The sequence below is a fragment of the Prosthecobacter algae genome (assembly GCF_039542385.1).
GTDB lineage: Bacteria > Verrucomicrobiota > Verrucomicrobiia > Verrucomicrobiales > Verrucomicrobiaceae > Prosthecobacter > Prosthecobacter algae.
In genome coordinates this window covers 343,217-362,113 of the sequence record NZ_BAABIA010000006.1, presented here as the reverse complement: position 1 = coordinate 362,113, position 18,897 = coordinate 343,217, and the positions used below count along the sequence as shown (strand labels likewise).

The window sequence follows — 18,897 nt, the reverse complement described above, 5'->3', positions numbered from 1 at the left end:
GGCAGTGAATTCTGGTTCTCATTACAACTGCGCAGGCGTGGGCCGTCGCGACTTTTTGCAGATCGGCTTTGGGGCCATCGGCGGGGTGGCGTTTTCAGACATCCTGGCGATGCGGGCGCAGGCAGCCCAGGCGCGGGGCAAGTCGAGCCCGGACGAGATCAACTGCATCCTCGTTTGGCTGGATGGCGGCCCTTCGCACTACGAGACCTTCGACCCGAAGCCGGATGCGCCGCGTGAGATCCGGGGCGAGTTCAAGTCCATCCCCACCAGCGTGCCAGGCGTGCATTTCTGTGAAACGATGCCGAAGCTGGCAAAGTGCTTCGATAAGTTCACGGTGCTGCGCTCGCTCTGCCACAAGGATCCGAACCACGGCGGTGGGAACCATTACCTGATGACGGGCACGCCCACACCAGTGCCAGTGGGCTGCGGGGCCTTTGTCTCCTTCCACCCTTCGTTCGGCTCCATGGTCTCGCATGAGCGCGGGGTGCGCGGCGGCCTGCCGGGCTACATGACCCTGCCGAGCGTGACTCGCTCTGGCGGTCCGAATTTTCTGGGGGCGCAGCATGCACCTTTTGTGATTGGGGGCGACCCGAGCAGCAAGTCCTTTCGCGTGCGCGATCTGGCGATCCCGCAGGACATCAGCGAAGGTCGTGCCCTGAGCCGCAACAGCCTGCGCGCTTCTTTGGATAACCTGAAGCGTATCAACCACAAAGCGGCGGAAGATCCGACGGTGGGCTTTGATCAATTTTACCAGCAGGGCATGGAGCTGGTGACCTCCGACACGGCGCAGGCGGCCTTTGAACTGAGCAAGGAGCCGGAGGCCACACGCAAGCTGTATGGCGAAAATGACTTTGGCCAGCGCCTGCTGCTGGCGCGTCGCCTCGCTGAAGTGGGAGTATCCTTCACGGTCGCCTACTGGGGCGGGTGGGATCATCACCGCGACATTTTCAAGACCTTCAAGGACGGCTACGCGGCGAAGCTGGATCAGGGCCTGAGCGGCCTGATCACGGACCTGGACCAACGTGGCATGCTGGACAGCACGCTGGTGATTTGTCTGGGTGAATTTGGCCGCACGCCGAAGGTGAACAAGGACTCGGGCCGCGACCACTGGCCAGGGGCGATGAGCGTGGTGATGGCAGGCGCGGGCATTCCAGGCGGGCAAATCATCGGTGCTACCGACCCCAAGGGCTACTACGCGGCTGAAAACATCTATTCGCCGGAAGACTTCGCCGTCTCCCTGTACACGAAGCTGGGCATTGATCCGCATCAGGTGCTGCACACGAACACGGGGCGGCCCGTGCAGCTCGTCAATGGCGGCAAGCCCATCAAAGAGCTCTTCGCGTGAAGCCCTTTTCCGGACTGCGGCCCGCGTGGCCCCATCGTCTTCTTTGCGGCATCGTTCTGGGTGCCGGGGCGCTGTGGGCGGAGGCACCGAAGCTGGAGGCGCTGTTTCCTGCCGGAGGGCAGGTGGGCAGCAGCTTCACGCTGACGGCCACGGGCAAACTTGATGACACGGTGCGCCTGTGGACGGATGCGCCGGGGCTTTACCTGGTGCCCACCGGTAAGAAAAGCGAGTGGCAGGTGACGGTGACGGCGCAGGCGCGGCCAGGGCTGCACCACATCGTGGCGGTGAATGCAGAGGGCATCTCGGACCCTCGTGTTTTCAGCATCGGCCAGCACCCGGAAATCGCGGAGGCGGAGCCTAACGACATGGTTGGCAAAGGCCAGGCCGTGACCAAGCTGCCCACTTGTGTGAATGCCCGCCTGGACAAGGGAGGCGATGTGGACGGCTACACCGTGACCCTGAAAGCGGGGCAGACGCTGCATGCGCTGGTGGAGGCCTATGCGCTGGGATCGCCCGTGGATGTGATGGCGCATGTGCTGGACCCTGCGGGCCTGCGCGTGATGACGGTGAGCGACGGGCGGAATCTGGATCCTCGCCTGGTTTACACTGCGCCGAAAGACGGGGCGTACACAGTGCAGCTCGCAGGTTTTGCGCATCCGCCCCTGGCTGATGTGCGGTTCACGGGCGGCCCCACGGTGGTCTATCGCCTGCATCTCAGCACGGGGCCGGTGGTCACTCACCTGCATCCGGCGGCCATCGCCACCACGGGCAAGACGGAAGTCACCCAGATGGGCAGCGGGCTGGATGCGAAGAAGCTCGGCCTAACGGTGGATGCAACCACGCTGCCCAACAGCAGTGACAAGGTTCGGCAGATCCTCGTGGCAGGGGCCTTGCAGCCCATCCAGGTGCTGGCGGTGGAGAAACCGGCGCTGCTGGAAAAGGAGCCTAACCAACAATTGGCCCAGTCCACGCCGGTGCCTGCGGGCACGCTAACGCTGGCGGGGGGAATCGCGGACAAGGCCGATGTGGATCGTTATGCGCTGACGATGAAAAAGGGCGAAAAAGGGCAGGTGCGCTTGTACTCCCGCCAGCTAGGCCTGCCGCTGGATGCAACGCTGCGCATCGAGGGCCCCGATGGCAAGGTGCTGGCCACTGCCGTGGATCAGGGCGAGCAGCCAGACCCGAACGCGACCTGGACGGCGGCAGCGGATGGCGCGTACCAGATCATCGTGGAGGACCAGTTTCATCAAGGCGGGCCTAACAATCATTACGTACTCGATCTCTCCCCGGCATCTCCGGTGGTTGCCGTGACCCTGCCTGAGCGCAAGCCCATCGCGCTGGCCCCTGGAAAAACGGCAGTGGTGAAGGTGAATGTGAAGCCCCTGAACGGCTACAAACAAACAACCGTGCTACGCGTCTGCGGATTGCCCCCAGGAGTTGCAGCGGCAGAGGTGCCAGTGCCAGAAAAGGGCGGCGATGTGGAAGTGAAGCTGGTGGCTGCCACGAATGCCGAGCCTAGCCAGTCCCCCCTGCTGTTCCAGGCCTGGACGACCCAGGAGCCACTGACGACCATGATCGCCGACTACCCCTTGCGCAGCGAGGATGTGCGCGGCACGACCCTGCGGGACCGGAACTCGGTGCTATGGCTGCTGGTGGAGAAGAAGAAGTGAGGGGAGCGGGGGGAAAGTGCTCAGTGCGAGGTCAAGAGGTCAAGAGGTCAAAGGTCAAAGGTCAAAGGTCAAGATGGCGCGGAGCGTCCTGGAGTGCGCCAGTCCTGTGGCGCTTTCGATAAGCTCTCACGCCCCCATTCACCCCCTTGCCACACTTCCTGTTAATCCTGAAATCATGTCAATCCTGTCAAAAAAGCCCCCAACCCATTACCGATCCGCGTTCGCCACAAACACCCCCAAGGAGCGGGACTTGCCAAGTCCCGTGGTTTGGGAAGTGCCGATGGGGTAAGGAGGCGTTGTGTGAATTGTGCGTCCATTGTTAGGTGAAATGGATCATCCATCTTTTACCCGACATCATTTTGCCGTTCTCTGGAAGACGGTCCGTGAGGGTAGGCGCAGGTTCAAAGGCCGGGACTTGGCAAGTCCCGCTCCTTGGGGCGCTGAGGAAGCTCAGAAATGGATGAGCTTTCGAAAGCGCCTGAGGGTTGGCGCAGTCCAGGGCGCTTCATGCGGTATGTGGCACCTTGAGAGGCCGGTGTTACTCCAGCTTTTTCGGGCGTTTGGTGAAGCCGATGACCCAGTAAATGAGGGCAGGGAAGAGGACGAAGACGGCGATGAGGCCGGCGGAGTTGATGAAGGTGGAGAGGGGATCAATCGGGATGTCGGGGGAGTCCACGCGGAGGGAGAGGACGAGGACGAGCCATTGCAGACCCAGGCCGAAGAGTGCCCAGGTCCACCAGCGCTGGGGAGTCATCGTGGGGCTGCCCCGGCCAATGTGGTAGGCGGCGGAACCAAGCACCCAGACCAACGCGATTTTTAAGAGGAGACCGATCATCATAAGACGTGTCTCAGCACAGGCTGAGGGGTGAGATTTAGCCCTTCAGGGGCAGTTTAGAAAGGGGATTGTTCGGCAGCGGAAATTTTGTCCACGCGGGATGGCCTCCAAGGTAGCCCGCACAGTCCCTGTGCGGAAAGCGGCCCCGCAGCATCATACTCTCACGCCCCACTCCACAAGTGCCGCCGGGCCTGAATGGCCCATGAATTCAGCCCAGGGCGAAAACGCTGGCTCAACACACCCTCAGAATCTCACCCGCCTAACAAAAAGCATCGTTAGAGACCGCTCCGTCCCCCGCCTCACTTCGGTCGCAGCGGCCCGCGCATCTCCGGCGGCATCGCCTCCATCGGCAGCTTCCGTCCCAGCGCCTTCTCAAACCCCGCCCGGCACGCGGCCGACATGTATTCAGATTTCGCATCATGCTCTGCGAGACTCGCCGGGTAGGCGCGCGCGCTCGTCGGGTCCGTCGGCCGGGGCACCCCCAGCGCATAGCCGATCCCGCTCAGCAATTGCTTGTGCAGCCGCCCCAGCAGCTTCTTCCGCTCCGGCGGCATCTGGTTAAACTCACTTGTGTATCGCGCATAGGAGGTCACCGCCAGCCTCCCCCCCGTGAGGGCCGAGCCGAACAAATAGTTCACCTCATCCTCACACAGGTCCGCCGCCGTCACCCCCACCACCGTCACCGCACCGGGCATCGGCGTGCGCAGCAGATGGGCGCGCAGCATATCCAGCAGGCCCGAGGCCCGCCATTGCTTGTCCCATTTCTGAAAGTGGCGCATCTCTTTCTCCATGTTTTCAGCTTGCGCCTCCTGGCCCTCGGCACGCATCTGCGCCACCAGTCCACGCAAGAGCTTCTTCGGCTCGATGTCCGTCGGCACCTCACCTCCCAGATCCTTCAGCAATTGCCGCGCCACCGGGTGGCTCCACTTGATCGCCGGGATCACCTGCTTCGTCACCCACCGGTCCAGCGCACTGCGGTCCGCTGCCGGCAGTCCCAGGGTATCCTCCGCCAAATAGGCCGGCAGCCCCAGTGTCAGGCTGATCCTCTCCATCGCCTCCTTCATCACCACATCATCCACCGGGCCCACCTTCACAAAGCACAGCCACGGCCCCGCCACCGGCCCTTGGAAAACTGGCGGCCCCTCCACCGGCCCACGGCCCAGCAGCTTCAGCGCCTCATTCGCCAGTGCATCCCTCTCCGCCCGCTTCACCACCATCTCGCCGATCTCCACCGCCTCCTCCTCCCGTTTCAGCTTCCGCAGCACCTCCGCATACACCAGTTGTTCCTCCAGGCTCCACGGGCTCATTTGCAGCCCCTTGGCAAAATACTCCGCCGCCCGCGTCTCATCGCCCTTCTCATGCAGCGCCCGCGCCGCCTCAAAGACCGCCCCCACATCCTTCGCCGCATTCACAAAGTCCCGGTTCGAGGCCGCCATCACCTCCTCCGCCCGGCGCAGCACCTCATCCATCTCCGTATCCCGCGCAGGCAACTGCGCCATCACCGCCCCCGCACCCAGCAGCAGCATCGCCATCAGCACCTTCCATCGTGTATCACCCATGTTCATGCTTCCATCCTAGGGAAAAAGAGCGCCTGCACAAGCCCCACCTCCAGCCACCTTCACCTGCACCCCACCCAGCCTCCCGACGAACCGCATCAAAACCAAAGTTCCCCCTTTTCAACCCCACCGAGATGCCTTAAAATGCCCGTTCAGTTCCCCGAACGCATCATGGAGAGGTGGTCGAGTGGTTTATGGCTCCAGTCTTGAAAACTGGCGTGGGGTAATTCTCACCGTGGGTTCGAATCCCACCCTCTCCGCCACTTTGATCCAAATGCGAACTCGCAGTAGGATTTTCGCAATTCCTTGAAACCAAGTCACTTGCGTAAAGGTCCAAGTTCACCGCGAACCACTGAGTTCGTATTTTGGTGCTCCAAGTATGCGGATTCCCCGGAATCGGTTCCTTGTTCGGGTCAAGCCGGTTAACTCGAACCTGACGCAGCAGCAGCCGCAGAAGGTCGCATTGCTCGTCGAAAGAAACTCCGGCAATGGTCTTCTCGAAGTCCAGAAGGCTCTTCGCCACAAGGTGCTCGTCCGTCACCGCTCTCTCACGATACGCGATGTCGATCTTCACCTTCTCGATTTCCCGTTCCAGCTCGTGCTTTTGCTTCGCCAAGTCTTCCGCCGCCGCGAGGGTTTCCCGTCCGAAGTGCGCGGAATCGGTTTTGCGAACCATCACGAGGTAGCGCTGGAGTTCCTCGCCCATGTCGGTGTGCTGGCGTTGAAGCTGTGTGAGCTTCGATTTCAAGGGACGGATGGACTTGCTCTTTTCCTCATTGGACGAGGCGACCGCCGCCTTGATGATCTCAGGCCGACGGCCTATCTCTCCCAAAATCTGGATCACGAAGTCATCAATGGCCCGAGCGGGAACATTGCGCAGGGAGCACGTAGCGGCCTTGCCGTCCTTGCTCACGTTGTTGCAGGTGTAATAGAGGTAAGGATTGCCGTCTCGGTCCTTCTTGCCGCCCGGCTTGGGCGTGAGGCGGTGGCCGCATTCGCCGCAACGGATGATGCCCTTGAGCAGAGACTGATGAGTATTGCGCTCCAGCACCGCCTGCTGGCGGTTCTTCCCTTTGCCGCTCAGCGCGTCATTGGCGTCCTGCCAGAGCTTTTCACTCACAAGCGCCTCATGCTCGCCCGAATAGTCCTCCCCGTTGTGGTGAACAATCCCTTTATACAGTGGATTTGTGACGATTACCTTGATTTTGTTCGGGATGAACCGCTTGCCGCCCACGATCATTTCATTGCCCCGGCGACTCTTCACTGTCCGTTCAGGGGTGCGCAGCCCTTCCGCGTTCAACGTGCCGGCCACCTTTGAGGCACTGCGTAGCTCCTTGCTCAACTCGAAAACCCGACGGGCAATGGGAGCTTCCGTAGGATCGGGATGAATCTGCTTGGTGACGGGATCATGGGCATAGCCCAAGGGTGCCCAGCCGCCATTCCACAAGCCTTTCTTGGCGCGTTCCGCGATCTTATGGGAGACGCGCTCCGCGATCATCTCCCGCTCGAACTGGCCGAAGGAAAGCAGCATGTTGAGCATGAGCATTCCCATGGGGGTGCTGGTGTCGAAAGCCTGCGTGGCGGAAACGAAGTTGACCTTGTGCTCATTCAGGATTTTCCAGAACTCATAGAAGTCCGGCAGATAGCGGGTGATGCGGTCCAGCTTGTAGGCCACCACCACATCCACCTGCCCGGCCTTCACTTCCTGAATGAGCACCTGCATTCCAGGCCGCTCAAGGTTCTTTCCCGAGTATCCGGGATCATCCAGATACAGGGTGGTTTTCCACCCTTCATGGAGGTGAACCGCAATGGCGTGCTCGCAGATGTCGCGCTGGCTTTCCAGTGAGTTGTATTCCCCGCGTGCCTGGTCATCGGTGGAAACGCGGGTGTAGATCGCGCAGCGCACGAGGGGCGCGGCGGATGCCGTGGAGAGGGCTGAATTGGAGGCGGATCGTTTTTTCATAACCGGATGTGTTTCTGTGAGAAAGCATACTCTCAAAACCAAAAGTTCGCAATCGTTATCTTGGCATCCAAGGATAGATAAACCCGTTTTTTATAGGCCGCGCGCGCCCGATTCCGGGGTGCGCCTAACCGGCGCGAAAGCGGACATGGGCAAGCACTCATGGGAGTTTGGTTTCCGACAGGAAGCGGATTGCACTCGATTGGGAGCAAAGTGGAACGGCCATCTTGCCATGAGGCGGCCTGCGTCGTATGCTGCCGCCAACAACCCGCGCTTCCCGATGTTGAAGCGCCATCCCTGAATCCCGCTCTGGATTCCAACCGAGGATTTCCGCGCACCGACTGGCGTGCCCGCCTGCTAAACGCACGGAAACCTGTATCTCGTGGCCGCCAATGCGTCCGGGGTTTCCATGCCCCGCCATCGCATACGCCATGAATCTGTCAGACATTGGAACCATTGAAGCCGAATCCACTCACGGGCAATCAGGCCGTGCCTTCAGAAACGTGCGGCAGGAACAAGCCGCACGGAAACTGGCCGAAGTAACGCCGCTTCTCACTGAAACCCTTACGCACCACTGGAGCACCGGCCAAGGAACTCGCGTCCGCCACATCCTATGGAGTCTCTATTCGTGCAGCCATCTTGTGAACCTTGGCGATGCCTGTTCAGGATTGGATGCCAACCTCGCCCAAGCCGTGGGCACGGCGATTCACGCCCGTCTCAAATATGGCCCGGAGGTTGAGCCGTTGCTTGGCGAAATCCTGCGCGTCTCCGGCGAGTTCGCCCGCTTCGACCGGGAAGAAACCGCCACGCCGGAGGGCTTGCCCGTGATCTATCCGCCGACACCCGCCAGCGCGGAGACGCTGCGGCAACTGGCCGTTGCTGCCGAGCAGCGTCTTAAAGCCAGTTGCGGTTGAAGGAGCTGGTAGAGGCGACAACTGTCACGACTACCAGCGAGAAACCTCGATTCACTTTCAGACACCGAGGACTCTGTCGCATTCCTCGATCACGTAGTGAGGTATAAGTTCGTATTTCAGTGGGTTCACCTGCATTATAAAGTCATTCTCGATGTGAAATACCTCATTGATGAATTTAGCCAGAACCTCGTCATCTGGAAGATCCCCATCCTTAAGCACGCGGAAAATCTGCAATTTTTCGTAGTTCTTGTTTGCCGCCTTGTAGGCGGCAATCATTTGCGCATCGTCTGCGAATCGCGCTTGAAGAGCGCTGTAGTTGAAACCGGGAATATGCACTGATACCTCGGCGGTGGCCGCTGCAATCTCGCCTGATGTTAGCGCTGTCGTCACACCACCAATTCTTTTATCGGGGCTGACTCTTTTGTGGATTAGGCTCGAAAGCAGTTGGTAGGGCATCCCAGCAGGTTCGGTGATTTCCAAGAATCGACGCAGGTAAATGACCTTGTGCACATCGTCGGCTGCCCCCGCAATATTCGTCTTACAGACTTCACCATATGTCATGATGTCATCCTTCTTGATTTCGGTTTCAGTGATCTGTCCCTTCTGGTTCTCCAAGAAGGCAATGGTCACAGTCTGCATGAATTTTCCTGCAAGTGTGTGCCCCATGTCGATCACAGGCTCCAGATCGTGCGTCAACATCAAAACCGTTTTGCCTCGGAGGGATCTCGCTCCTCTAAAGAGCATCTCCACAACCGCGAACTTCTTACTGCGGTCGAAAGACGAAATCGGATCGTCTAGAATGACCAGGTTGGGGTTCTGTGCCAAGCAATCAAACATAAACAGCACAAGTGAAAGGGCGTTGCGTTCCCCGAAACTCAAATGTGCCGATCCGTCGGCTTGAGCATCCGGTGCGTCGATGTGGAAAAGTTTGAGCCGATACTCTTCGCCAGCCGGTTCAATATCTACGGTGTATTTGTAGCCTGCCGAACGAAGGAACAGATCGATGTGTTCTTTGTTGATCTTGATGGTTTTGGCGATGGCGCTCTTCTGTTTTCCCACTTCCCCTTGCAATGTCCCAATGTCCACGAGGACCTCGTCGATCTTCGCATTGATCGGATCAATCACCGCCCGAGTGGAGTCAGAATTTAGTGAGGTGAAAAATTCGAGTTTGATCCGCAAGTCCTCAAGGAGCGTTGAAAGTTTTCCAGCGTCTTTCAACGACGAGAAGCTCAGAAATCTCAGCTTCTGACACTTTTCTAGCAAAAGATCAATTTGCCTCCTGAGATCGACCAGATACGCTTTCTCCTCTTGGGAGATTTGGCCCGCACTTTTGGTGAGGGTGGAGATTTTCTGGCGTGTATCGTCCGTGAAATAGCTTCCCAGCTCTCCCACCACATGGCTGACGTTGTTGATATGCTCGACGGCTTTGGCATCATAATTCTCGCGCACCTTCTGAATCGTCGCCTTTTTGGATTCGATTGAAGATGTGCAGAATGGACAGTTATCTGACTTCGAGGAATACGTGGTTCCCTCCATCTGCCATTTGAGCCACTTCACATTGTCATCAGACTGAATGAAGAGCTTGTAGTCCTCCAAGCCTTCTGGAATATGGACGACACGATTACCCATTCCGGGGCCTCTCGCCCAAGCTCCCGATGCAGCCCATCCGTCTTTGCTTTTACCGAAAGCTCCGCTAAGTGTTTGAAGATCGGTGATGAGTTTGCTGAGATCCACTGAGTCCTTGAAGCTATCTTTGATCCCCTTGATGTGCGTCTCGATGGCCGCCAGATGAGCCTCATACTCGGGAGTTCTAACGAAAATATTGAAACTGTTGGCAATTACCTCGTCCGCTTGGAAGACGAATTGCCTAACATAATCCTCGTTGAAGACGAGAACTGACGAAAAGGACTCTGCGCCCTGGATGGAAGGCTTTGTTGCCACCTCGGTCGAGGCTTTATGCTTGAATGGGCAGAGCACACCGATGTCTTCACTCTTCGCGGCGAGGGTCAGGCATTTCGCGATCGTGCTTTTCCCTGTCCCATTAACGCCATAGCGGACATTGAGTTTTCCTTGCTCGATTGAAATATCTGCGGAGTCAATGCTATTGCAGTTTTTGATGGTGATGTTCATCGGGAAGGAGACGGGATAGCGCGACAGTGTTTTAGGCGTTGAGAAAGCTCAACAACGCGGGGTAGTAAATACACAAATGCACGGAGGAATTCAAGACCCTTGTCTTCAGTCAATGGTCTAAAATACCCAAGCTGAGATTCACTAAGGCGCGGACTCATCCGCGCCCGCATCTTGCTTGTCTTCCTCCACCTCAATCGAAGCGATCCACGTTGGCCCGTCGCCTTGGCTCATACGTTCGCTTTTCGTGGAGATCCGCACGGACTCCACGGCCTGCTTCTGGAAGGCGACGGCGAGCTTGCGCAGATTCCCCCCGGCAATTCGCACCTGATAGGGAGGAAACCGCAGTTCCAGCGTTTCGGTGGGAGACTCAGGACGGAACCACGCGGATTGCATTTGCGCATAGGGAAGAATGGGCCAGGAGCCGTCGACAAGTTCCAGCCGGACGCAGGGGCTTTCTTCGCGGGTCCAGCAGGTTTCGGATTCGCCCTCTTTATTCGACTGTCTGGATTGTTCTGACCGGATCATGATTTTGGTTCTGGTTTTGGAGTTCACGATGGCGGAGCCGCCACTTTTTGGCCGTCTCATGGCCTTTCTGGTTCCACTTGATGACATCGGGGTGATTGCAAGGCAGGACGCGATTGCCCATGCGCACCTGCGGCACCTGCTTGGCGGCGACCTCCACCGCCAGCCTTTCCTGCCCCGAACGGGTGACGTTCTCGCGCAGTCTCGCCTTGTCGGTGGTGAAGATCCGCACGCCCAGCCGACCGCGTGAAATGGTCACATACCATTGTTCCGCATTGGTCGCCGCCTTGATGCTGGAGTCTGAAAACAGCACATGGTCCACTGTCTTGCCCTGTGAAGCGTAGGAAGTCACGGCGTAGCCGCGCACAAACTCTCGATACTCGGGTGGCAGCACGCGGCCGTCATCGAGGTGAATTTTGCCGTTCTTCTCCACCCGCTTCACTGTGACGAGTTCCCCGTTGATGAAGCGCTTGCCTTGCGCGGTTTGCGCATTTGCTTTCAGTTGCAGGCGGTCTCCTTTCGACAGCTTCATTCCCTGCTTTTTGCAGACGGTGAGATGACCGGCTTGCGAGAGCGGAACCGCTCGGACACGCCCGGTTGCTTCCACCACGATGGATTCAGCGGTGACAGCCACGAGGCTGCCAATAGCACCCTTGGGAATGCCCCGGCAGGTTTGATTGAAGACGATGACGCGCCCGTCGTGGTAATAACGGGCATCGCCCTTTTGCGCGTCGGTCAGGTCATCCGCCTGCAAGGCCGAGACGGCCCATTCTTTTTTGCCGATCAATCCGGCAGCCTGCATCCTCTGCCGCACAGCGTCATTCACGCGGTGAATCTCTCCCCAGGTTGGAGACACGACCAAGGCGCTGCGGCCTTTCCGCACCAGTTCCAGATAGTGCTCCGCCAGCTTCTGCTGCTTGTCCGCGAGGGTGCATCCGACGACAGCCCCGGCTTCGTCGAGAAGGTCAAAGGAGCGGGCAAGCCTGCCCTCCGAAGCATCCTGCACCGCCTGCTTGTAGGTGGCGATCCATTGACGCTCCGCCTTGTTGCGGCCTCGCGCGGGGTCTTGGCGGCGGATTTCATTCAGTTCTGCAATGTGAAGATGCCCGTATTTCTCCATCGCCCGCAAAGCGTCCGATGCTTGCACGGGGCCATGCTGCCCCGTATCGCCGGAAAGAATGACGCGCCCTCCACGCTCTTTCACGAAGGTGAGCAGCGCGAGCATGTCCTTGGCTCCAATCTGCCCGGCCTCATCCACGATAACGACCGCGCCCGGCTCCATGCGGCGGCGCGTGAGAAACGCTCTGATGGTTTCCGCCCCGGCCATGCCGTCCTGCGTCAATCCCTCCACCTGCTGGCGCTGCGGGGCGAGCACCTGCACGGCATGGCCTTCCGCCTGCAAAGCGTCATACACGGTCTTCAGGGTGAAACTTTTCCCCGTGCCCGCCCGTCCGCGAAACAGCACGATGGAATCCCGAACGCTCAGGATGCGGCGGGCGGCCTCCGCTTGGGCGGCGTCCAGCCGCGCATCGCCCGGCCAGTCCGGCACGAGGGAGGAAGCGCAGGCATTGGCGCTTTCCTGTGCCAACCGGATGATGGCGGTTTCCCGATCCAGCACAGGCTGGATGCTGAATTGTTCCGGGTTGAGCGGATCATGAATGTAAGGCGCGCGGGCAGTGGCGGCGTGCAGGTCTTCCAAGGTGAAGGACTCACCCCGGCCCCGTTCCAGCGCATAGGCCCATAGCTGCCGCTCCACAACCGTCGTGTGACGGTCAAAGACATGCTCCTCAGCCCAGCGCAAAGCGTCGCTCTCCGTGATGGCCGGAGCCTGCTTGACCGCTTCCGGCCCGTCGCCCTCCCGCACCGTGGCCAACGCTGCCAAGCCCTGCTTTTCCTCCTCGCTCATTTGTTCCAGCCATGAGGCTTGCAGTTCGGCGGGACTCAGCGGTTCAGTTTTTTGGGGCCGCAGCTTGTGGGCCAGATGTGCTCGCACTTCCGCGACATTGCCCCCCGCCAGTTCCGGCGCTTGGGCCAGCAGTTCTCGGGTTTGTTCGTCAATCTGCCGGTCCCGTTTGGAAAAGGTCCAGATCAGGGAACGCGCCACGCTCTCCAGTTCAAAATCGCCCCGTGCCTTGTTGACGATGCCATAGCCGAAGCGCCTCAAATCGCGGGCCAGCTCGTGGTAATAGACGTTCTCCGCGTATTTGCGGGCTTTGTGCATTTCCTCCGCCTGCAATGCCTTCCAGCGCCCCTCCACTTCATCGTAAGTGGCGTTGAAGACGATGCAGTGGCTATGCAACTGCGGATCGACCGCCCGCGAGGTATCATGCCGAAAAATGGCGGTGACGAGTTCTCCGGTGTCCCGGTCCTCATTGCGACCGCCCCGGCGCACGCGGGTGGCGGCGAAGCATTCCAGTTCACGCATGGCCACGCGCACCGCGCGGTCATGGGATTCAATGATGCGTTCGTCACCCTTCACCAGCGCGGCAATGGAAACGGACTTCGGCGGCGAGATGGTGACATCGTAAAACAGGCGGCGGTTCGCCGCTTCCTTCACCTTGCCGTCGGCACCGAGTTCCTTCCGCGTGGTTTTGTGCAACGGAGTCAGTTGCTCGCCCGTGACGGGGTGGAGGTTTTCGCAGAGCGCGACAAACTCGTCTTTGCCAACGATGCCGGCCAAGCCCAGCCGCTCCGCGCCCACGCCCATCCACTCGCCGGGCACCACCTGCCCTTGGCTGTAGTAGTCACCCACCACCAGATGATTCTCGAAATACTCCCGCGCGTTGCGCAGGTTGCTTTGCGGCGTGAAGGTGAGCATGGCCCTCCATCAGTTGAGACCGAAAGGAGACGGGTTCGCCGGTGATCCGAGACATACGGCACCACCAGAGGCGAGTGCTTCCAGCAGCGACAGCAGGCCGCGATGGTGGCGCATCACGTAGGCGTATTCGTCGGCCATATCGGAAAGAGCCAGCTCCATTTCCGAAGTGTCCAGCCCGCTCCATCCATCCTCCGCCTTGTCAAAGGTAAGATTGAACAGAACGAAATGCGTGGAGAGACGCCCCGCCCCCATGCGGATGCAACAACGGTCAAAGCGCATCCCGACCACGTTGCCAGTCACTCTGAAGAACCCCACGGAACCAAGGTCCGCGCCCGCGTATGCTTCCAGCAGGTCAGCAATCACCCCCGCGGCTTCCCGATGCCGTTCAGTGAACCAGCGATCTTCATCCAGATCCACGGCGGGCAGGCGGACGGACGAAACGACGAGTTCCGTCAACAGCGGCATGGCATCCGCCTTCCACTCCGGCGGCACCAACGTCCATCCCTCCGACGGATGCCGGTTTCCGCACAGCGCTTCAATCGCTTCCATCTTCACGGCTCCATGCAGGCCCAGCCGCTCGGCACCGTCGCCAAACCAGACCGGTTCTCCCGTCAAACCGTTGCCGTCGTTCCTGCCGGACAACCGCTTCCCGACATAGGCCAACGCGCCAGCAGGATCATTGTGATATTTGAGAGTCATCATGCCGCGAGTATGCGGCACGGATTCGCCTTTCGTGGCCCGGATCGGGAGCAATGCTCAATCGCCAATACTGACGGGAGCCGCACCACTGGAAAGCACGCCATCCGCCGCCGCCGTCACACCGGGACGCAGCAAAGTTTCATCGCGGAAATCATTCCGGCGCTATTCCGCAGAGCAGGAATCCCCGCAGCAAATTCCCACATTCGTGAAGGGCTGCTCCCAATCGGGAATCTGAATCAGTGGACGCGATGCCATCATGCGAGGCATCGCGTTTCAACAGGGGAAGCCTGTCCCCTGGCTGGCGCCACGAACAAATTGAAGCACCAACCACCGATCAGATAAGCCATGAACAACGAACCGACAACGGGCGAACGCCAGAAACTCATCGCGGCAGCCGCCGACTCCTACACCGCACCGCCGCCGCAAAGCCATACGGTGCTCATGCCCATCCGTGAAAGTCTGGCGACGCTGCGGCGCAAGGGCGCATCCTACCGGACCATCGCGCAGATTCTGCGCAACGTGGACATCGAAGTGTCGCTCGACACGCTGTCCCGCTTCTGCCGCGAGCACGTCGAAGAACCGCCACCGCAAAAGGACAAGCGCCGCCCCGCCAACCGGGCCGCGTCCGGTCAGCCGGACGAAAGCACGCCGCCCGCTCATCCCGCTCCCACCGAGCCGGACAGTCCGCCCCCGGCCCCGCCGTCCAAGGAGGCGGACACTCCGCCACCGCCACGCGGCAAAGGCCCGCGCATCGCTGATCCGTCAAACATCTGACACCGCACCGGAGACTTCACCACCGCATGGCCATGAAGAAACGACTTGTTCTCATCCTCAACGGCAAGGGAGGCGTCGGAAAATCGTTCTTCGCCGTAAACTTCGTTCAGTATCTCAAAGACCGGAAGCACGACCATCGCGCCGTGGACACGGACAACGAGAACTCGACCCTGAAGCGATACCACCCCGAGGCAGCATTTGCCGATTTGAACGACCCGCGCGGGCTGGACAGTCTGTTTGCCGCACTGGAGGATGCCCCGCTGGTCGTGGTGGACGGCAGAGCGGCGTCCACCGATCTCGTGCTGGACTACTTCGCGGAAGTGTCCGCCTTTGAGTTGCTGGACAGTCTGGATGCCCGCCTGACCATCGTCATGCCGGTTAACCACGAGGCGGACAGCGTGACGCAAATCAAACTCATTGCCGACGCGCTGGCCGAGCGTTGCCGCTATGTCATCGTCAAGAATCAGGCCCACAGCGAACACTTCGCCCTTTATGAAAAGAGCCGGACACGCGGGCGACTGGTGGACGAATTGAACGCCGGGGAGCTGGTCATTCCCCGCATGTATGACTGGCTGGTCGCGGCGATCAATCAGCACAACCTGACCGCCACTCAGGCACAAGCCCACTCGTCATTCAACGTGGTGGACCGCCAGCGGTTGAAGAACTGGCAGAAGGCATTCTACGCCCAAGTGGACACGCACACCGGGGCTTTGTTGTCCGATGCCCAAACCTCCACGCCCCATGAGTGACGAGGCAACGGATATGGACCTGCGGGCTGCCATCGCCCGCTGGCAGCAGAAGCACGGCATTGGCGACGATGACCCGGCTATCGCCTGCGTGGAGTTGTTCGATTTGTATGTGACCGCACTCCGTGCCCGCACACCGGACAGTCCTCCGCTTCGTTTCGAGGAGTTCCGCTCGACGCTGGAATTGCTGGACGCCCGCAGCAAGACCTTCTCCAAGCACGCCGCCGAACTGATGCACGAGCTGCGCCAGACGGCGCAGACGCAACGCCAGCTACGCCGCGTCAGTGTTCTGTCCCTTCTTATGACCGCTCTCGCCACCTTCACCTCCGGGCTGCTGCTTGGCCGCTTCGTATGGTAATCCTCCGCCCGTTTCTCGCGGCCTTGGCCGCCGCCGCAGGCTGGTATGGATTCACCAGCCTGCCCGAGCCGTGGCCGGCCATCGCCCTCAGCGTCGGCGCGGCCTTCGCGCTGTGCCTCATCGTCCTGCCCGGCAGTCCGTCCGTATGGCGCTCGCCCGTCGTGGCGAAGATCAACGGCATGACATGGCGCATGGAAGACTTTTGCCGTGGCTGGCTCATCACTGGCGATACCGGCTCCGGCAAGACACGTTCGGGCATCACGCCCCTGCTCTATCAAGTCTTCAAGAACTGCCCCGGATGGGGCGGCCTGTGCATTGATGACAAAGGTTTGTATTGGGAAACGCTCTCGGCAATGGCCCGGCATTTCAACCGTGAGAATGACCTGATCCTGCTGCAAGTCAGGCCGGACAGCGCCCATGCCGACTGGACGCCCACACATACGTTCAACCTGACCACCGACCGGAGCATTCCCTTCGGCACGTATGCCAAGTTCGTCGTGGACACCGCCAGCAGCTTGGGACAACAGGGCGACAAAGGGTTTTTCAAAAGTCAGGCGCACACGCATATCGCCGCCGGGCTGGAACTCCTTTATGAGATCGGCGCGGACGTGACGCTGGAGAACGTCTATCATTTCTTGCTCAACCAATCGGACATGGAGGAGGCGCTGGACGACCTCGCCACGGCGGAGCCGACCGAACGCCGTCGCTTGTTGGGCGAGCACTTCACAAGCCGCTTCCTCAGTCAGCCGCCCGAACAGATCGGTGGCGTCAAAGAGACCATTGCCAACTACCTGCAATACTTCCTCACGCCGGACATTGCCCAGGTATTTTGCCCGACCGAGAACAGCTTTGATTTCTCGGACATCGACCGGGGCAAGATCATCTGCATTGCCATGCCGCAGAAATATCAGACCGAACGCCGTTACGTGAACACCTTCCTCAAGATGCTGTTCTACACGCACGTCCTGCGCCGCTTCGACAAGCCGAAGCACGAACGGCAGGAAGACAACCTGCTTGTCCTATGGGCGGACGAAGCGCAGCGCTTCATGACGGCAGCGGAAGACGGCATGTCGGACTATAATTCTGTCGATGTAATCCGCGAGGCCCGCGCCACGGTCGTGGCTGCCGCGCAATCCTCCAGTTCATTCATTCCGCCGCTGGGCCGGGAAAAGGCCCGCGTGCTCACGCTGAACTTGCGCAACCGCATGATCTTCCGTGCGGCGGACGAGGAAGGAGCCAACGAAAGCGCGGATTTCCTTGGCAAGAAGAAGGTCATCAAGAAGTCGTGGGGATATTCAGGGGGGCGGCAAAGCAGCAATTATTCAGAACTGGAGGAACACAAGATCAAGCCGCACATCCTCCGCAGCCTTCCCAAGCACACCGCCGTGCTCGTGCATTGCGAGCGCGGTTTCAAGAAGACCCTGCTGCCGCCGATTGAGCCGGACGGGAGCGTGTCGCCGTGGTTCTCGAAAGGTATCTTCTGAAACTTCAATAGCTTTTGAGCATCAGCTTGCAGAGTGTTTCGTGGAGGTTTGGATCTTGTGGATCAACCAACGGGAACAGCTCTTGAACTGGAACCTCGAAGGCTTTGGCCAGGAAAAACAAATGGGTATCGCCTACCTTTATCCTCCTCGATTCGATTTTTGCCAGTGCCCCGCGCGATATGTTCCAACCGGCCATTTGCAGTTTGACCGCCGCATCATGCTGAGTCCATCCCCTCAGCATTCGCAATCTTCTGACTTGTGGGCCGATGAGATTCAGATTTCTCATGATCGTATTGGGTTGAATCAGGCCATTGTGCTCATGACGCAGCATGGCATTGGGCAGATGCCAACGGTGATGCCGCTCGGGGGGACCGTTTCGCTGACCGCTTGAGTCATTGTCTATGCTTCTTATGCTCTTGTCCGATTGCTTTCAGACCGCCGATGGCGAAATGATAGAGATGCGCCGCCAGCGCCTCGCGCGGTGTGCTGGAAACCGCTTCGGCGACAGCAGGCACGTTGCGTCCAACGACCAGCATCATTGCGCAGGGTGCCGCGACGCTGATCGCACAACGGAACAGCGCGGGATCGTCCGGCGGAATCGAGGTGATTTCGCTGATGATGCCCAAGATCAGCCGAAACTTGGGGAAGACTTCGTTTTGCTGGAGAACCTGAAGGTGGGAGGAAGGTGACAGCAGTTCCCGCCCGAGAACTCTGGTGTGCCAGCCTTTCTGCCCGGCAGCGGCTTCCACCATGCCTTCGATCACTTTTTTCAGCTTGTCGCGGGCGGGCAGATTGGCGGCGGTGAGTTCCTGCAAGACCTCCATGCTAATGAGGCGGCGATGGGCTTCCGCCAGCACCGCTTGATATAGGCCGCTCCGGCTGCCAAAGTGGTAGTTGATCGAGGCGAGGTCCACCTCGGCTTTGGCGGCGATGGCTTTGCTGCTTGTCTCGGCGAAACCTGACGTGGCAAAGAGTTTGCCCGCCGTTTCTAAAATGCAGTTGTAGGTGGCTTCTCCGTCTGTCCGGAGAGCGCGAGGCGTTTTGTTCATGCGAGTGAATACAGGGTAGTTTCCGCGGCACTTTCGG

General features: G+C 59.6%; 15 protein-coding genes, 1 tRNA gene and 1 pseudogene. 8 read left to right on the top strand and 9 right to left on the bottom strand.

The window, feature by feature from the left end; all coding sequences use genetic code 11:
* Window positions 1-4 precede the first annotated feature (4 nt).
* Both ABEB25_RS16120 and ABEB25_RS16115 read left to right on the top strand, forming a co-directional pair.
* Window positions 5-1,345, top strand: coding sequence for a DUF1501 domain-containing protein (locus tag ABEB25_RS16120; protein ID WP_345737448.1), 1,341 nt, complete (start codon window positions 5-7; stop codon window positions 1,343-1,345).
* The gene (locus ABEB25_RS16115) at window positions 1,342-3,015 is read left to right on the top strand and encodes a PPC domain-containing protein (RefSeq protein WP_345737447.1); all 1,674 of its coding nucleotides are present in this window, start codon (window positions 1,342-1,344) and stop codon (window positions 3,013-3,015) included. The genes ABEB25_RS16120 and ABEB25_RS16115 overlap by 4 nt, the downstream gene beginning before the upstream one ends.
* 538 nt (window positions 3,016-3,553) lie before the next feature.
* Here the strand turns inward: ABEB25_RS16115 and ABEB25_RS16110 are convergent.
* On the bottom strand, window positions 3,554-3,853 hold the full coding sequence (locus tag ABEB25_RS16110; RefSeq protein WP_345737446.1) for a hypothetical protein: 300 nt from the start codon (window positions 3,851-3,853) through the stop codon (window positions 3,554-3,556).
* Window positions 3,854-4,149: 296 nt separating this feature from the next.
* A complete protein-coding gene (locus ABEB25_RS16105) occupies window positions 4,150-5,409 on the bottom strand; it encodes a hypothetical protein (protein ID WP_345737445.1) in 1,260 nt (419 codons plus the stop codon).
* A 170-nt stretch (window positions 5,410-5,579) separates the two neighbouring features.
* Between ABEB25_RS16105 and ABEB25_RS16100 the strand changes: the two genes are divergently transcribed.
* Window positions 5,580-5,669 (top strand) — tRNA-Ser (locus tag ABEB25_RS16100).
* A gap of 632 nt (window positions 5,670-6,301) precedes the next feature.
* On the opposite strand, the pseudogene ABEB25_RS24530 reads toward ABEB25_RS16100, so the two are convergent.
* Window positions 6,302-7,369, bottom strand: a pseudogene (locus ABEB25_RS24530) (recombinase family protein); the annotation flags it as partial.
* Between the two features lie 428 nt (window positions 7,370-7,797).
* Between ABEB25_RS24530 and ABEB25_RS16085 the strand changes: the two are divergent.
* Window positions 7,798-8,280, top strand: coding sequence for a hypothetical protein (locus ABEB25_RS16085; RefSeq protein ID WP_345737442.1), 483 nt, complete (start codon window positions 7,798-7,800; stop codon window positions 8,278-8,280).
* 57 nt (window positions 8,281-8,337) lie between these two features.
* Here ABEB25_RS16085 and ABEB25_RS16080 read toward each other — a convergent pair whose 3' ends face one another.
* The 4 genes from ABEB25_RS16080 to ABEB25_RS16065 all read right to left on the bottom strand — a co-directional run bounded on the left by ABEB25_RS16080 (window position 8,338) and on the right by ABEB25_RS16065 (window position 14,452).
* Entirely contained in the window at window positions 8,338-10,410 is a 2,073-nt protein-coding gene (locus ABEB25_RS16080) for a hypothetical protein (protein ID WP_345737441.1), read from the bottom strand.
* A 141-nt stretch (window positions 10,411-10,551) separates the two neighbouring features.
* A complete protein-coding gene (locus ABEB25_RS16075) occupies window positions 10,552-10,803 on the bottom strand; it encodes a hypothetical protein (RefSeq protein WP_345737440.1) in 252 nt (83 codons plus the stop codon).
* 97 nt (window positions 10,804-10,900) lie between these two features.
* Window positions 10,901-13,750: a MobF family relaxase gene (mobF, locus tag ABEB25_RS16070; protein WP_345737438.1), complete on the bottom strand. Its 2,850-nt coding sequence runs from the start codon at window positions 13,748-13,750 to the stop codon at window positions 10,901-10,903.
* A 9-nt stretch (window positions 13,751-13,759) separates the two neighbouring features.
* The gene (locus ABEB25_RS16065) at window positions 13,760-14,452 is read right to left on the bottom strand and encodes a relaxase domain-containing protein (RefSeq protein ID WP_345737437.1); all 693 of its coding nucleotides are present in this window, start codon (window positions 14,450-14,452) and stop codon (window positions 13,760-13,762) included.
* Between the two features lie 342 nt (window positions 14,453-14,794).
* On the opposite strand from ABEB25_RS16065, the gene ABEB25_RS16060 reads away from it, so the two are divergent.
* Genes ABEB25_RS16060 through ABEB25_RS16045 form a run of 4 tightly spaced genes read left to right on the top strand, consistent with a single transcriptional unit; the run spans window position 14,795 to window position 17,811 of the window.
* A complete protein-coding gene (locus ABEB25_RS16060) occupies window positions 14,795-15,223 on the top strand; it encodes a hypothetical protein (protein WP_345737436.1) in 429 nt (142 codons plus the stop codon).
* 32 nt (window positions 15,224-15,255) lie between these two features.
* Complete coding sequence (locus ABEB25_RS16055; protein ID WP_345737435.1) at window positions 15,256-15,972, top strand: nucleotide-binding protein; 717 nt, start codon at window positions 15,256-15,258, stop codon at window positions 15,970-15,972.
* Window positions 15,965-16,327, top strand: coding sequence for a hypothetical protein (locus ABEB25_RS16050; RefSeq protein WP_345737434.1), 363 nt, complete (start codon window positions 15,965-15,967; stop codon window positions 16,325-16,327). The genes ABEB25_RS16055 and ABEB25_RS16050 overlap by 8 nt, the downstream gene beginning before the upstream one ends.
* Entirely contained in the window at window positions 16,321-17,811 is a 1,491-nt protein-coding gene (locus tag ABEB25_RS16045; protein ID WP_345737433.1) for a type IV secretory system conjugative DNA transfer family protein, read from the top strand. Before ABEB25_RS16050 ends, ABEB25_RS16045 begins: the two co-directional genes overlap by 7 nt.
* A gap of 4 nt (window positions 17,812-17,815) precedes the next feature.
* Here ABEB25_RS16045 and ABEB25_RS16040 read toward each other — a convergent pair whose 3' ends face one another.
* Together ABEB25_RS16040 and ABEB25_RS16035 are read right to left on the bottom strand one after the other, a co-directional pair.
* A complete protein-coding gene (locus tag ABEB25_RS16040; RefSeq protein ID WP_345737432.1) occupies window positions 17,816-18,142 on the bottom strand; it encodes a helix-turn-helix domain-containing protein in 327 nt (108 codons plus the stop codon).
* Between the two features lie 61 nt (window positions 18,143-18,203).
* Window positions 18,204-18,860: a TetR/AcrR family transcriptional regulator gene (locus tag ABEB25_RS16035; RefSeq protein WP_345737431.1), complete on the bottom strand. Its 657-nt coding sequence runs from the start codon at window positions 18,858-18,860 to the stop codon at window positions 18,204-18,206.
* Window positions 18,861-18,897 lie beyond the last annotated feature (37 nt).